General features: G+C 70.3%; 7 protein-coding genes. 3 read left to right on the top strand and 4 right to left on the bottom strand.

Annotated features, from left to right (window positions below):
- Positions 1 to 67 precede the first annotated feature (67 nt).
- Positions 68 to 3,550 (bottom strand): ricin-type beta-trefoil lectin domain protein, encoded by a 3,483-nt coding sequence (locus ABD858_RS25280; protein WP_345041596.1) that lies wholly within the window; start codon positions 3,548 to 3,550, stop codon positions 68 to 70.
- A 439-nt stretch (positions 3,551 to 3,989) separates the two neighbouring features.
- Here ABD858_RS25280 and ABD858_RS25275 point away from each other — a divergent pair, with 439 nt between their 5' ends.
- Positions 3,990 to 10,439, top strand: coding sequence for an RHS repeat-associated core domain-containing protein (locus ABD858_RS25275; protein WP_345041593.1), 6,450 nt, complete (start codon positions 3,990 to 3,992; stop codon positions 10,437 to 10,439).
- A gap of 102 nt (positions 10,440 to 10,541) precedes the next feature.
- Here the strand turns inward: ABD858_RS25275 and ABD858_RS25270 are convergent, their stop codons facing one another.
- On the bottom strand, positions 10,542 to 10,793 hold the full coding sequence (locus ABD858_RS25270; protein ID WP_345041591.1) for a Rossmann-fold NAD(P)-binding domain-containing protein: 252 nt from the start codon (positions 10,791 to 10,793) through the stop codon (positions 10,542 to 10,544).
- Positions 10,794 to 11,237: 444 nt separating this feature from the next.
- On the bottom strand, positions 11,238 to 11,945 hold the full coding sequence (locus tag ABD858_RS25265) for a TetR/AcrR family transcriptional regulator (protein WP_345041589.1): 708 nt from the start codon (positions 11,943 to 11,945) through the stop codon (positions 11,238 to 11,240).
- A 176-nt stretch (positions 11,946 to 12,121) separates the two neighbouring features.
- Here ABD858_RS25265 and ABD858_RS25260 point away from each other — a divergent pair, with 176 nt between their 5' ends.
- On the top strand, positions 12,122 to 13,561 hold the full coding sequence (locus ABD858_RS25260; RefSeq protein ID WP_345041587.1) for an APC family permease: 1,440 nt from the start codon (positions 12,122 to 12,124) through the stop codon (positions 13,559 to 13,561).
- A gap of 104 nt (positions 13,562 to 13,665) precedes the next feature.
- On the top strand, positions 13,666 to 15,300 hold the full coding sequence (locus ABD858_RS25255; RefSeq protein ID WP_345041585.1) for an amidohydrolase: 1,635 nt from the start codon (positions 13,666 to 13,668) through the stop codon (positions 15,298 to 15,300).
- Here the strand turns inward: ABD858_RS25255 and ABD858_RS25250 are convergent.
- Positions 15,292 to 16,353 (bottom strand): LacI family DNA-binding transcriptional regulator, encoded by a 1,062-nt coding sequence (locus ABD858_RS25250; RefSeq protein ID WP_345041583.1) that lies wholly within the window; start codon positions 16,351 to 16,353, stop codon positions 15,292 to 15,294. The genes ABD858_RS25255 and ABD858_RS25250 overlap by 9 nt on opposite strands.
- Positions 16,354 to 16,449 lie beyond the last annotated feature (96 nt).

The raw sequence follows: 16,449 nt of genomic DNA, 5'->3' as shown, positions 1-16,449 counted from the left end.
GCGCACCGGAGCCCCGTTCCGCAGGGAACGGGGCTCCTTGGCATGCGTGGCGGAAGCGGTGTGCCGGTCAGAAGATGCCGGTCACGCTGCTGGTCCAGGCCGCCTCATCGACGACGACCGGAGTACCGTGGACGGCCGCGCGGCCCGGGTAGAACCGCAGGTTTCCGGTGCCCTGGGCGATGGTGGCCCACAGGTCGGGGGTCTCCTCACCGGCGGTCGGCACGAACTGCCGGTAGTCACCGTTGTCGACCACTGTGCCCTGGGCGTTGCCCGCGGAGGCGAGCGACGGGATGCTCGCCGGCTGCCAGCCGCCGTTGCCGTACGCGGTCCGGGCTCCCACGCCGTAGGCCGTGGTTCCGGTCGACGGGTCCGTGGTCAGGCTGCCCGGGTACAGGAACAGCTTGCCGTAGACGGTGCTCGCCGGGTCGCCGGTGGTGGCGCGGCCCAGCAGGTCGACCGAGCCGTCACCGTTGATGTCGCCGGGCGCGAGCCAGTCGTACTGGTCCCACGCGGCGCCACCGACCTTTGTGCCCGGCAGCAGCTGATGGGTGCCGGTCTGTGCGCTCAGCGGGCCCTCGGCCGTGCCGCTGTACAGCCACATGTCCGCGCCCTCCTGGACCATGAGGTCACTGCCCGGCATGCCGTCGGCGTTGCCCGGGGTGACGATCTGGCGGACACCGGCCCAGCTTCCGGGAACGTTCCACACCTGGGCGTCGGTGCCGTTGCAGTCGTAGACCGCCAGGGCGTTGCCGTCGGCCGGGTTCGCCCAGGGCAGGTCGAGGCAACGGCCGGAGGCGGCGTTGACCAGCAAGCGGTCACCGCGGTCGAGCCACTGCTGAGCCGGGCTCCCGTCGCAGTCCCAGAGCGTGACGGCCGCGAAGTTGTCGGTGCCGGCCGCCGCCACGCACTTGCCCAGGACCTTCAGCGCTCCACCGGTGAGGTGGAAGTCCTGTGCCGCCGTGCCGTTGCAGGTGTAGTACTGGATCGGAGTGCCGTTGGCGGTGCTTCCGGATCGTACGTCGAGGCACTTGCCGCCAACCGCGCCGGTCAGCGGGCCGGTCTGCTTGTTGGCGGGATGGATCAGTTCCTTGCGCTGGGACGGCAGGGGCATGCCGTTCCCGTCACCGGGGTAAAGATAGAGCTTGTTGCCGATCTTGACGAAGAAGTCCTCGTAACCGTCCTTCGTCTGCCCCTCGGTGGCGGAGACGAAGTCTCCGCGGTGCGCGATCCGGGCGCCGTTCCAGCCGCCCCTGTCGACGACCACACCGGCCTTCACGTCTCCTGTTCCCGCGCCGTCGCCCGCGTACAGCCGCAGGTTGCCGTCGGTCGCGGTGGTGAGCATGTCGATATGGCCGTCACCGTCGAGGTCGCCGGGCAGGTCCCCGCGGGCCCTGCCGTCGGGTCCGCGCACGAAGTCGGGGCGGTCCGTGACGATCAGCGTGGTGTCCGTCTCCGGCGATCCGTCACCGCCGTCGTACGGGGAGGTGTTGCCCGCCTTGTCGTAAGCCTGGACGTGCAGCCGGTTGTTCGGCCAGAGGCTGGGCTTCACCGTGACCGTGGCCGTGCCGTCGGGGCCGGCCGCCACGAACGTGCCGTTGGAGCACTTCGTGCCGGCGACGGCGAGCGGATTGTTCAGGGTGTAGCAGAACCCGTCGAGGCCGACCGTGTCGCTGGAGGCGAATCTGATCGTGCGGTTCTCCCGCGCCTTCACCTGGGCCACGTCCAGCGCGTAGCCGTCGGCCGCGGTGACCGTCGGCTTGGCCGGGGCGGTCTTGTCGACCCTGAAGCGGCACGGCGCCGTCCACGCGGAGGTGTCGGTGCCGTCGCGTGCCTGCACGGTCCATTCGTACGTCCTGCCGTCGACCAGGGAAGAGGCCGGGACGCGCACCTGCGCGATACCGCCCGAGGTGACGGTGGTGGTGGGCGCGGTGACGACGGCACCCTGGTGTTCGGCGAGCGAGAAGGCCGCGGTGAGCTGGCCGCCCTGGGCGTCGGAGACCTGCGCGGTCAGGGTGAGACCGGTGTTGCCCGCAGTCGGCCAGGTGGCCGGGTCCGCGGAGCACGAGAGGGGCTGGAGGCCGGTCGCATGCAGGCTCCACGAGCCCTGGTAGGCGGCGGAGGAATCGACCTTCGGCGGGGTGTTGTACGTCACCTCCAGATACGGGTCGCTGTGGAACTTCTTCCAGCTGAGCGTGTTGGTCTCGTAGTCCGCGCGTGAGCGCAGGCCGAGGGTCAGGTCCGCGCCACCTGCGTCGGCGACCTGCTGGACCGCGCTCTTCAGCGGGGCGGCCGCGAAGTCCTCGCCCTTGGCCGGGCAGGAGGTCGTGGACCAGCCGTGGGCGAAGGTCCTGGTCTCGAGCGTCTGCAGCCAATCGGGCTGTTTGTTCCACGTCGTGGACGGGGAGATCGGCCCGGTCCAGCCGAGTTCCACGGGGGTGGCGGTGCAGGACCACGAGTGGTTGTTGAACACGTTGAAGACGGCACTGATGATCCTGGAGCCCTGGAGGCCCTTGGTGTTCATCTGGAAGTACGAGCGTCCCGTGAAGCCGGTCTGGCTCTCGTAGCCTACCCGGGCCAGCTTGTCGGTGAAGGTGCCGCCGTTCCAGTACGCGGTGCCCGCGATGTTCGGGTTGCTCGTCTGCTTGTAGGCGAGGGCCCAGTTGTTGCGCTGGCCGCCGGAGAAGACCGGGTCGATGACGACCGGGAAGACCGTCTTCGGATCCTTGAGCATCGCGGCGTCCGGGACGATGCGCAGTCGGTCGCCGGCCACCTCGGTGTCCATCTCGACCAGTCTGGCAGAGGGAGCCGGTTCGGCCTGCGCGCTGCCGGTGCGCAGCTTGTCGGCCTCGGCCTTCGACAGGTGGGAGGAGTCCCACATGGCCGGGGCGGGCGCGCTGAAGACCTTTGCGCCCTTGCTGTCGGTGGCCGTGAGATTTCCCCGGCGGTCGGCGGTCAGCCGGGTGCCCTCGCCCTTCAGGCCGAGGGAGAGCTCGGCGATCCGGGGGTCGGCGGCGGCCTCACGGGACTTGACCACGAGGTGCTGGGCGAATCCGTCCACGTCGGCCCGGATCCTCAGATCGACGCCGGGCAGCACCTCCGGGTAGACGGCGGTGTCGCCGTCCAGCCGCGGCTCGGGCAGGGCGCCGGGCCAGGTGAGGGACAGCGTACGGCCGTTCTTCGCCATGGTGGCCAGCGGACCGCTGCCGCCGCCGGAGAAGGAGAGCCCCAAGACGGCCGCGACCGGTGCGAGCCGCCCGTCGGGCCGCCGTTCCAGGGTGGCGTCCGCCTTTCGCCACGCACCGCCCGCCCTGGCGAAGGCGGGACGTACGTACTGGCGCCAGGTGAACGTCCCGTCAGGGTTGGCCAGCACCTGGGTGGTCTCGTCGCGCCTGCCCAGGATCTCGGCCGGCCGGCCGCTGTGTGCGGCCTTCCGCAGTGCCTCGGTTTCCTCCGAAGTCCTGGACGCCCCGGTGCCATGCGCCTCCGCGGCCCGGATCGTGGTCCTGCCCGGTGGCATCTCCTCGGCCAGGGCCTGGGACGCCGTGGTCACGGGTATCAGGCCGCCCATTCCGAGTGCCATCGCCGCTGTCGCGGCAGGCAGTCGGTGCCGAAGCCATCTGGATCGATGACCTCTCAATTTTCCGCCCCCTCGTGGAGTTTTCTCATTTCAGTGCGGGAGCGTAGCGCGTTCCTTTTCCACAGCGGACTTCGACACCATCGCGCAGCCTATGACTTCGACCCGAAAATACCCTTTAGGGCGGAAGATCATCTTTACGTCCTCGCATTTGGGGCAGTGAAACAGAACCGGACTTTCATATTCCGGAATGGCCAGAAATCGCCACTCTGGAAGTCCGGAATTCCACACTCCTGCCCTGTGTTGCACACACGCTTTCCGAACTGCTTCTCCCTGGTGCTAATTTCCCCGGGGCACCCGACGACCGGGTGCCCTTTCAACTGAATTCGGAGATTCCACATTGCCTCAAAAGTGGGTGGGGACATCGAGACTCACCGGGGACGGGCGGGGCGGCGGACGCCGTCGCACCCGGCGCCTCGGGAAGGGCACGGCCGCGCTGGGCTTCCTGCTGGCCGGAGCGCTCACGGTGACGCTCCTGCCGGACGCGGGAGCCGTCGCCCTCGACAAGAAGGACTTCAAGGTCCGCCCCGTACAGCGGACCGCATCCGTTCCCGGCACCGCCATCGGCTCCCGTCACGCGCGCGCCGCCGTCAGCGATACCGACAGGAAGCCGTGGCGGCCCGGCAGGACCGTCTGGCCCGCCGCCGGTGAGACGCGGGTCGACCTCACCGCCGTTGCTCCCGCGGCACTGGCCAGGAGCGCGGCGGGCAAGAGCGTCTACGGGCTGCCGCACGCCGAGGCCAAGGGGATGCCCTTGCGCTTCGCCCCGCTGACGGCGCGGAAGAGCAAGGGGCGTACCACCCCCGAGGCCGTGCCGGACAGGATCCGGGTACGGACCACCGACCGCGGGAGGGCCGCCGGAGCGGGCGTCGACGGAGTGCTGGTCGGCGTCGCCCGCGACGACGGCACCGCCGCGCCCGGCCGCGCCTCCGTACAGCTCGACTACACCGCCTTCCGTGACGCCTACGGAGCCGACTGGTCCTCCCGGCTGCGCCTGGTCCAGCTTCCCTCCTGTGCGCTGACCCAACCGGACAAGGCTTCCTGCCGGGTGCCGGAGCCGCTGCCGACGCACAACGACAGCAAGGCGGGAACGCTGACCGCCGAGGTCGCCCTCGCCGCGGACGCGTCCGCGTTCACCGTGCTGGCGGTGACCGCCTCCTCCGAGGGCGGCAACGGCGACTTCAAGGCGACCTCGCTGTCACCCTCCGGCTCCTGGTCCGCGGGCGGCAACGAGGGCGGCTTCACCTGGCAGTACCCGCTGGCGGTGCCACCGGTGCCCGGCGATCTGACGCCGAAGCTGGGCCTGGGCTACTCCTCGTCGTCCATCGACGGGCGCACCGCCGCGACGAACAACCAGTCGTCCGCGGTCGGTGAGGGCTGGTCCATGGAGCTCGGGTTCATCGAGCGCCAGTACATGAGCTGCAAGGACGACAACGCCACGGGCTCCAACGCGGGCACCAAGTCCGGCGACCTGTGCTGGAAGTCGGACAACGCCGTGCTGTCGCTGAACGGTTCGTCGACCCCGCTGGTGCGGGTCGGCACCAGCGAGGTGTGGAAGCCGGCCGACGACGACGGTTCGCGCGTCGAGCGCGTCAGGGGCACGTCCGCCGACACCGCCAACGGCGACGACGACAACGAGTACTGGAAGGTGACCACGCTCGACGGCACCCAGTACTTCTTCGGCAGGAACCGTCTCCCGGGCTGGGTCGCGGGCAAGCCGGAAACCGGCTCGGCGTTCACCACTCCCGTCTTCGGCAACCACGCCGGTGAGCCGGGGCACGCGACCGCCTTCGCCGACTCGTGGCGCAACCAGGCCTGGCGCTGGAACCTCGACTACGTCGTGGATCCGCACGGCAACGCGATGGCGCTCTTCTACGACAAGGAGACCAACGCCTACGCCAAGAACTCGGGCGGGGAGCAGACCTCGATCCCCAAGGCCGACGTCACCTACGTGCGCGGCGGTCTCCTGAACCGCATCGAGTACGGTCACCGCGCCGGCCAGGTCCACGCCTTCCAGCCCGCGGCCCGGGTGCTGTTCGGCACCGCCGACCGCTGCCTGGGCAGCACCGCCGACTGCGCCTTCGACAAGGCTCACGCCGCGAACTGGCCGGACACACCGGTCGACCAGGTCTGCGAGGTGGGCAAGGACTGCATGAGCGGGTCCCCGACCTTCTGGTCGCGCAAGCGGCTGACCTCCGTCACCACCCAGGCCCTGAAGGCCGGCGTGTTCGTGGACGTCGACACATGGACGTTCACCCACCAGTTCCCCGGCACCGGTGACGCGGGCGGCGCGGACCTGTGGCTCGCCTCCGTCGTCCGCACCGGCAAGGCCGGCGGTACGGCCCTGTCCACGCCTGCGGTGACCTTCGGCGGCACGCTGATGCCCAACCGGGTCGACGCGGCGGAGGGACGTCCTCCGCTGAACAAGTACCGCATCACCCGTATCAGCAGCGAGAGCGGCGCCGACACCCTGGTCACCTACTCGCCCACGGAATGCGTCTACAGCGCGCCCCCTGCCGCCGAGACGAACACCAAGCGCTGCTACCCGGCGTGGTGGACGCCGGAGGGCGGCACCGAACCGGTGAAGGACTGGTTCCACAAGTACGTCGTCACCAAGGTCGTCGAGGACGACAAGGTGGCCGACACCGACTCCGCCGTGACCGAGTACGAGTACCTCGGCGGGATCGCCTGGGCCAAGGACACCAGCGAGTTCACCCTCGAAAAGCACCGCACGCACGGCGACTTCCGCGGCTATGCCAAGGTGCGCACCCGGACCGGCGCGGAGAACCGGACCCTGGAGGAGACCGTCTTCCTCCGCGGCATCGAGGGAGCCACGGTCACCGACTCGGCCGGCCGGACCCACTCCGACGCCGAGCCCTACGCCGGCATGGAACTGGAGTCCGCCGTCTACGACAAGGACGGTGGCTCGCCCGTCGTCGTCTCGACGTCCGAGCCCTGGTCCCGCGAGACCGCGAGCATGAAGAGGACCGGAACGACCGACCTGAAGGCCTACCAGGCCGACACCCGGGTCGTGTCGACGAGGACGCTGCTCTCGGACGGAACCTGGCGCACCACCCGGCTGACGAACTCCTTCGACGAGTACGGGCAGACCGTCACCTCCTCCGACGAGGGCGACCTCGCGGTCAGCGGTGACGAGATGTGCACCCGCACCACGCACACGACGCCCGACACGACGAACTGGCTGATCGCGTACATCGCGTCGGAGCAGAAGACCTCCGCAGCCTGCGGCACCCCGGCCGCCCCCGCAAACATCATCGGAGAGACCCGTACGACGTACGACAACGGCGCCTTCGGCGCCGCCCCCGTGGCCGGCAAGGCGAACCCGAGCCGGATCGAGGAGCTGGACCGCTTCGGCCTCCAGGGCGATCCGGTCTTCGTGACCACGGCCACCGCCGTCCACGACGCCATGGGCCGCAGGGTGGAGGACACGGACGCGGCGGGCGCCAGGTCCGTCACCGCCTACACTCCCGCGAGCGGCGCCCAGCCGACCCAGGTCAAGACCACCAACGCCAAGGGTCATGTGACCTACGCCGATCTCGACGGTCTGCGCGGGCTCACGGTCAAGGCGACCGACGCCAACGGCCGTGTCACCCACCAGGACTACAACTCCCTGGGCCGGCTCGTCGCCGCGTGGAAGCCGGGCCGGGCCAAGACCGCCCCGGCGGACGTCACCTTCTCGTACCTCGTGCGCAACACCGGCCCGACCACGGTGACGTCCAGGACGCTCCTGGAGAACGGCCAGTACCGCACCGCCGTCACGCTGTACGACGGCATGCTGCGCCGGCGCCAGACCCAGACCGACGCCCACGGCGGCACCGGCAGGCTGGTCAGCGACACCTTCTACGACAGCCACGGCCGCGCCTGGAAGACCAACGGCGAGTACTACAACGACCAGCCGACGGGCTCGTCCGTGCACGCGGTGGCCGACAACGTCGTGCCGTCCCAGACGGTGACCGAGTTCGACGGCCAGGGGCGCCCCACCGCGTCCGTTCTCCTGTCCAAGGGCGTCGAGAAGTGGCGCAGCACCACGAGCTACGGCGGCAACTGGACGGCGACCGTTCCGCCCGTCGGCGGGACCGCGGTCCTCACGGTCGTCAACGCCCACGACAAGCCCGTCGAGCTGCGCGAGTACAAGGACCGCAACCCCGTCCTCGACGCCTCCGCCGACAGGTACGAGTCCGTGAAGTACGGCTACGACTCGGCGGACCGGCTCACCAAGGTGGTCGACGAGGCGGGCAACACCTGGACGGCCGGGTACGACCTGCGTGGCCGCAAGGTCCAGTCGTCCGACCCGGACAAGGGCACCGTCACCACCACCTACCGGGCCGACGGCCTCGTCGCCACCACCACCGACGCCCGCAAGCAGACGCTCGCGTACACCTACGACGATCTCGGCCGGGCGACCTCACTCCGCAAGGACGACGTCAACGGCACCGCGCTCGCGGAGTGGACGTACGACACCCTGCCCGGCGGCGTGGGGAAGCTCACCAAGTCGGTCAGGTACGAGAACGGCAACGCGTACACCACCGCGGTGAAGGGCTATGACACGGCGGGCCACGCCACCGGCTCGGTGATCACCGTCCCCGCCGCCGAGGGCAAGCTCGCGGGCACCTACGAGTTCGCCAACACCTACACCCCCAACACGGGTCTCGCCGCCACCACCAGCTATCCGGCCGGCGGCGGTCTCCCCGCCGAAACCGTCCGGCACGGCTACACCACCTACGGCCTGCCGGCCACCGTCGGCAACGGCACGGACGTGTACTCGCTGGGCACCCAGTACTCGCCCTTCGGCGAGGTCCTGCAGACCGTGCTTGGAGACATCGGCGGCCGTGTGGTGCAGACGTTCAGCTACGAGGACGCCACACGCCGGCTCGCCGGAGTCGTCAACGACCGGGAGGCGGACGGCCCGCAGACCATCGACAACAAGACCTACACCTACGACCCGTCGGGCAACATCACCCGCATCCGCAACGACCGAGACGACAAGGCGGTGACCGACACCCAGTGCTTCACCCATGACTTCGCGGCCCGGCTGACCAACGCCTGGACCGGGACCGACGACTGCGCGCTCAAGCCGTCCACGGACGTACGGCCGCAGGTCGGCGGTGTCAGCCCGTACTGGTACTCGTACACGTACGACGCGGTCGGCAACCGCACCAGCGAGGTCCGGCACGCCCCGTCCGGCGACACCGCCGAGGACGTGACGCGCACCTACGCGTACCCTGGCCCCGGCGGCGACCGGCCGCACGCCATGGAGCAGGTCGCCGTGACCGGCTCCGGAGCGCGCACCGACACCTTCGAGTACGACGCGTCGGGCAACACCACGCGCCGGGTGACCACCGCGGGTGACCAGAGCATCACCTGGGACGCCGAGGGACGTATGGCCTCGTCGACGGTGGGCGGCAAGACGTCCACCTTCCTGTACGACGCGGACGGCACCCGGCTGCTGCGCCGGGACCCCGGCGCGGTCACGCTCTACCTCGGCAGCCAGGAACTGCGGCTGGACACGGCCAAGGCGACGGTCAGCGGCCTGCGCTACTACCCGGCGGGCAAGGCCACGGTCACCCGGTCCTCGGACGGCTCGGTGTCGTACCTGCTCGGCGACCACCACGGAACCGACGAGGTGACGGTCGACGCGGCGACCCTGAGCTACCAACGCCGCGACCACGGCCCCTTCGGCACCCCGCGCGGAACCCAGCCGGCGGCCGGCAGCTGGCCGGGCGAGCGGGGATTCGTCGGCGGTACGAACGACGCGTCCACGGGCCTGACCCATGTGGGCGCACGCGAGTACGACGCCGCCAACGGAAAGTTCATCTCGGCGGATCCGGTGATGAACCTCTCCGACCCGCAGCAGCTCAACGCCTACTCCTACGCGAACAACTCGCCCGTCACCGACGCGGATCCGAGCGGCGAGTGGTCCCTCCGCTCCATGCTCCGTATGGGGGCCGCGTTCGCCCGGAAGTCCATCAGGTACGCCCGGCCGGCCTTCAGCATCGCCAGCCCGGCGTCCCGCGCTCTGCGCACGCACACCTTCAAGTTCGGCCGTGTCTACGACCGCTACGACGCGGCGAAGCGGGTGATGTTGTCGGAGGGGGGAAATGGCACCAAGTTCGGGAAGTTCAACGTGGGCAAGGGTGAGGACCGCGGCATCATCATGATGAGGTTCTACATCCACACCAAGAAAGCGGTCTACACGCCCTTGGGGGCGTTACTCCTGGGCGACGACAGAACTTTCTCCGTGGATCCGGACGCGCCCTACCGCATGGTCCTGTTCTGGGACACCGCCTCGGGCGACGTGACCTTCAAGGTGTCTGCCTCCCACACCAATTCGTTCACGATGGGCAGCTTCAAGAGCCCTCACGCACCGCCGCGGAAGATGGAGGCGCCATCCATCTCGATCTCGGCGCAATCACTGCTGTTCAACGCCAATCCGGAAAATACATGGAAGAGCCGGAAGAGCTGGAATGTCCTGAACTACTCGTCGTACGGCCATTCGTCCACGCCGGACAAGCTCGACCTCGGTCTGCACGGGGTCAACAGTCTCATTCGGATCTTCGCGGTCGACAACGATGTCACCATCGCGGCCAACAAGTCGTCTGTAACTGTGACACGGAGCGGAGACCCCTACCCGGACATGGAGGTGGTCCAGTACCGCAGGAACCAGCCGCCGCAGGTGATCGCTCAGGACCGCATGGCCAACGAGGACGGCCTGGACTCGAAACCCACGGGGAGGCCCAAGATCGACCGATCCTGGACCGACGGCAAATGCACCAGCGGCTGCTGATGTGCAGCCGGCCTCGCTGACCCGCTCGTAGCGCGCATAGGGCAGTGCAGGGCCCCGTCCCGTGCCCACGGAACGGGGCCCCTGCGCCACCGCGGCCACGGCTCAGCTTCCGTCCAGGCCGACGTAGCTCTCCGCGATCGAGGCCGACGCCGCCTCGGAGAAGGCGATGTAGCGCAGGTGGGACAGGCGCAGCCGGCGGTCGAAGTCCGACTCCGCGGGGCCGGCGTGCAGGAGGGTGGTCATGGTGTACGAGAAGTGCTCGGCCCGCCAGACGCAGCGCAGCGCGGTCTCGGAGTAGGCGTCGAGCAGTGACTCGTCCTGACGCGCGTGCCACTGGGTGAGCGCCTGGGCCACCTCAAGCTCCCCCAGGACGGGCTGGAAGGACAGGCTTGTTGGGGTGCGGCCCGGTGGCCCCCATCACCCCGCAGAACGACCGCCCACAACCCCGCGGCGTGTGAAGGGGGCCGCGCAGGGGGTGCCGGCCGGGCCGTAAAACGTGATTTGTGACGCGCGAACGTGCCGGTCAAACCAACGGACCACGAGAACGCGCGGCGTAAATCATGCCCGGCCCGGACGGTACCCCCGGAGCGGCCACCGGCAACCGGCAACAACCCACAAGCCCGTCCGGCGCTTGAGGACGGACACACCGGCCGCCCGGACGAAGAACGTCAGCACCGCAGCCCATCCGGCGCTTGAGGACGGACACTCCCCCAGCTACCTCCCCCAGCTACCGCTGGGGGTGCCCCCAGAGGTGCCCCCAGGCCCACCAGCACGGAGCACGTCACCCGGCTCGCGGGCTCAGCCCCGCCGGGAGGCCAGCCTCGCGGCGGACGCCTCGAGCAGCAGCTCCAGTGCGAACGGATAGCCGCTGAGCATCATGTCGTCGGCCAGGATGTGGGCCGTCGCGGCGATGTTCGGGTGCGTGCCGGCGGGCAGCCGGCCGTAGCTCGCCCGCCAGACCTGGAGGTCGGCCGTCCGGGCGGGGGCCGGCAGCGCGAGTTCGGCCGCGTCCAGGGCGGCGAAGGCCAGCGCCTGGTCGACGAAGGCGTGGTAGATCCGTACCGCCTCCTCGTCCGGGAAGCCCGCCGAGCGCAGCACGCCGAGCATGCTCTCGACCGCCCATGTCTCGTTCTCCCGTCCGGTGGTCCGGTGCGCGGCCAGCACCGCGGCCTGGGGGTGCGCCTGGTACGCGGCATGGACGCGCAGGCCGATCTCGCGCAGGTCGGCGCGCCAGTCGCCGGTGGACTCCCAGCCTTCCTGCGCGCGGCCGATGAGCTCGTCCGCGACGGCCAGCAGCAGCTCGTCGGTGTTGCGGAAGTACCGGTACAGCGCACTCGGATCGGCGCCCAGTGCGGCGCCGAGCCGCCGGACGGTGAGTGCCTCCGCCCCGTGCTGCCCGATCAGCCGCAGGGCGGTCTGCACGATGATCTGCTCGGAGAGCACCGTGCCCTGCTTGGTCGGCCTTCGTCGCCGCCGTTGCTGCTCAGGAACCACTCGCTCGGCCATGCCCGGACCTTATGACAACACCATTGACCTGTAAACGGGAGCGCGGGTTTCATTGCGTCCCTCCCCACCGGCCTCTCGGCCGGACCCTCCACGAGCAAGGCATTGGTCCATTGGCAGCACCTGTGACGGACTCGGGCGGAGCCCCGAGAGCGGGCGTCGAAACGCCCGGTCCCACCATGCGCAAGTCGCTCGGCGTCTGGGGCGGTGTGGCAATCGCCGCCTCCAGTACGGCGGCCACCACCAGCGTCGGCATCGGCCTCGGTCTGATGGCCGCCATCGTCGGCCTGCACCTGCCCGCGATCATGCTGCTGGCGTTCCTGCCCATCCTCGGCATCGCCGGCGGGTACGGGCGGCTGGTCCGCGACAACCCCAATGCGGGCAGCAGCTACAGCTGGGTCGGCCGCACTCTCAGTCCGTGGCTGGGGTTCCTGACGGGCTGGGTCAACGTCGTCGGCACCGTCGTCTTCATGGCGTACACCACCACGGTGACCGGCTCGGCAATCATCCAGCTCCTCGGACAGGCGTCCGTCCACAGCGTCGCGGGACTCCGTCTCGACCCGAACTCCACCGTGCAGTCCACCTGTCTGGGCCTGGCCGTCCTGATCGGCGCCGCCCTGGTGGCGGTCCGCGGGGTGCATCACGCGGCCGCGCTGCAGAAGTGGCTGCTGATCTTCGAGTACGCCGTGCTGATCGCTTTCTGCGGCTACGGCCTGATCGTCGGCGACCAGCCGTTCTCGCTGGACTGGTTCAACCCGTTCGCCATCCCCTCACTCTCCGCGCTCGCCCAGGGCATGGTGCTGGCGGTGTTCTGCTACTGGGGCTTCGAGTCGATCTTCAGCGTCAGCGAGGAGGTGGAGGACCCGCGCGACGCCTCCCGCGGCGGCTTCATCGCCCTGACCGTCATGCTGCTGCTCTTCCTGTTCTGCGGCACCGCCTTCCAGCGTGTCCTGCCGCTGGACGAGCTGGCGGACAACGGCGCCCAGGGGCTCGCCTACTTCGGCGAGAAGCTCGCCGATCAGCCACTGGCCGCACTGCCTCTCATCGCCCTGATGTTCTCCGCGGCGGCGTCCCTCCAGGCCTCGGTCATCCCCACCGCCCGCGGCATGTACGCGATGGGCCGGGACGGTGTCCTCGGCCGCGTCTGGACGCGCGTCCACCCCCGCTACGAGACGCCCGCCGCCGGCACTCTGCTGATCACCGCGTTCGCCGTCGCCCTCGCGCTGCTGTCGCTGGTCATTCCCACCGTCAACGACGTGATCTACGCCGCCGTCAACTCGATCGGCATCCTGGTCGCGTTCTACTACGCCCTGACCGCCATCGCCGCCGCCGTACGCTTCCGCCATCTGCTGCGGACCTCGCCGCAGGAGGCCCTGCGGGCGGTCGTCGGCCCGGTGCTCGGCGCGGTCACCCTGCTCGCCGTCGGCGCCTACCTGGCGTGGACCTTCTACGACTCCGCCGACCACTTCGAACTCTCCGCCGACAACGGCTGGTTCGCCCTGCTCATCCCGGTGCTGATGCTCGGCTCCGGACTGCTGGTCGCCGCCTGGGCCCGCTGGGGCCGCCGGGCGCCATACTTCTCCCGCGGCTACGGCACCAGTCCCTGCACCGCCGACTGACGACGGCCCGCAGGTGCGCCCCGCGCACCTGCGGATCGTCATGTCCCGCCCCCTCGGCGAGTCCGTCCCACGGCCCGCCGCCCCCGACCCACTGGAGCGATCCCATGTCCAAGGCCGATCTCGTCTTCACCCGGGGCCCCGTCCACACCGGCGACCCCGCCCGCACCCGGGCGAGCAGCCTCGCCGTCACCGGGGAGCGGATCACCGCCGTCGGCCACGACGAGGTACGGGAGCTGATCGGCCCCGCCACCGAAGTCGTCGATCTCAGCGGCAAACTGCTCATCCCCGGCTTCCAGGACGCGCACATCCACGCCGTCTTCGGCGGTGTGGAGCTCGCCGAGTGCGACCTCACCGGCACCGTGGGGGTCGACGACTATCTGAACCGCATCCGCACGTTCGCCGACGCCCACCCCGACCGGACCTGGATCACCGGCAGCGGCTGGTCCATGGAGAGCTTCGAAGGGGGCCTCCCCACCCGGCAGTTGCTGGACTCGGTGGTCCCCGACCGCCCCGTGTACCTGGTCAACCGCGACCACCACGGCGCCTGGGCCAATACCCGCGCGCTCGAGCTGGCCGGGCTCACCAAGGACACTCCGGACCCGTCCGACGGCCGCATCGAGCGGGAGCCCGACGGCACGCCGGGCGGCGTTCTCCAGGAGGGCGCGACCAAACTGGTCGCACGCCTGCTGCCCGCGACCACCACCGCCGACCGGCTTGCCGGACTGCTGCGCGCGCAGAGCATGCTCCACTCGCTCGGCATCACCGGCTGGCAGGACGCCATCCTCGGCGTCTTCAACGGCCAGCCCGACCCCTCCGACGCCTATCTGGCCGCCGCCCGCGAGGGCACTCTGACCGCCCGGGTCAACGGCGCGCTCTGGTGGGACCGCGAGCGGGGCGGAGAGCAGATCCCCGAACTGATCGAGCGCCGCAAGCAGTTGAACCACGGCAGGTTCCGCGCCGGGTCCGTCAAGATCATGCAGGACGGCATCGCGGAGAACTTCACCGCCGCCATGACCAGCCCCTATCTGGACGCCTGCGGCTGCACCACCGCCAACAGCGGCCTGAGCTTCGTCGACCCGGTGGCGCTGCGCTCGTACGTCACCGAACTGGACGCGCTCGACTTCCAGGTGCACTTCCACGCGCTCGGCGACCGCGCGGTGCGCGAGGCGCTGGACGCCATCGAGGCCGCCCGCGCCGCCAACGGACTGCGCGACAACCGGCACCACCTCGCCCATCTGCAGGTCGTCCACCCCGAGGACCTGCCGCGGTTCGCCCGGCTCGGCGCGATCGCCAACATCCAGCCGCTGTGGGCCGCTCACGAGCCCCAGATGGACGAGCTGACCATCCCCTTCCTCGGACCGGAACGTACCGCCTGGCAGTACCCGTTCGGCTCCCTTCTGCGGGCCGGCGCCACCCTCGCGGCCGGCAGCGACTGGCCGGTCAGCAGCCCGGACCCGCTCGCCGGCCTCCATGTCGCCGTCAACCGGATGGAGCCCGAGGCCACCGACGGCCGGGTCTTCCTGCCGGAGCAGCGCCTCGACCTCACCACCGCCCTGGCGGCGTACACGGCGGGCACGGCCCACGTGAACGGCCTGGACGACGCCGGCAGTCTTCAGCCGGGCAATCTCGCGGACCTGGTGGTCCTGGACCGCGACATCTTCACCGCCCCGCCGGAGGAGATCGCCGAGGCCCGGGTCCTGCAGACGTACGTCGGAGGGGCGCTGGTGCACTCAGCGTGAGCCCGCGGGCCCGGCGAGCCCGCGCCGCGACGACGCCCTGGTCTCCAGCCTCGTCGGGACCAGGGCGCCCGTCGGCTCCTGGCTGCCGCTCTCCAGCGCGGCGATCAGCAACTCGATGCCCTTCTCCGCGACGCGCTCCGGCTGGAGGCTGAGTGTCGTCACGGGCGGGTCGGTGTGCGCGGCCGAGGTGTCCTCGCTCGCGCACACCAGCAGCAGGTCGCCGGGGGCCGAGCGGCCGAGGCGGCGTACGGCGTCGAGGACCAGCGCCGGGTTCGCCTCGGAGAGCACGAACAGCGCGTCGGGCTTCCCGGGGCCGGTGAGCGCCTGTTCCACGGCCCCGACGACGGGACCGTTGCCGGGCAGGGCGGAGAGCGTGACCTGCGGTGAGGTCCCGTTCTCGGCGCACCAGCCCCGAAAGGCGCTCAGGGCCCGGATGTGGAAGCGGGTCGTGTTGTCGGGAGAGACGACCGCGATGCTCCGGGCGCCCTCGGCGCGCAGATGGTCCAGCACCTCGCGTACGGCGGCCTCGGTGTCGATGTCCACCCAGTGCGTACCGGGCCGGCCTTCGACCGAGCGGTCGGTGAACAGCGGAATGTGCGCGGCGGCGAAGTGCTCGATGAGGGGATCTTCCGCGAGCGGGTCCGCGACGATCGCGGCGTCGAGCGGCAGATCGGCCCACTCGCCCGGCGACGAGCCGGCGGGCAGCAGCACCAGGGCGTAGCCGTGTTTCAGGGCCGCTGTCGCGGTGGCGCTGGTCAGCTGGGCGAAGTACGGGGAGTCCATGTAGGACCCCGGTCCTGCCGGGTACTCCCCCACGGCGTAGCCGATGAGCCTGGCGTGCCCCGTGCGCAGCAGCCGCGCGGTCGCGTTGGGCCGGTAGCCGAGGCGGCGCGCGGTCTCGCGTGCGCGCTCGCGCACGGCCGGCGAGAGGCGTCCGGTGCCGTTGAGTGCGGCGGAGACGGTGGTCTTGGACAGCCCTGCCTCACGGGCGACATCGACGAGACGGACCCGGGGCACGGCGGCCGGGACGCCGCGGCGCGGAGTTTCGGTCATGTGCCGAATGCTGCCAGCCCCCCGCGCCTCCCGTCACCCCCTCGCGACCCGTCGGAAACATCCCTGTGACCTCAGGAAAACCGTTCCCGCAAACCC

This window comes from Streptomyces sannanensis (assembly GCF_039536205.1).
Lineage (GTDB): Bacteria > Actinomycetota > Actinomycetes > Streptomycetales > Streptomycetaceae > Streptomyces > Streptomyces sannanensis.
This window is presented reverse-complemented; position numbering and strand designations above follow the sequence as displayed.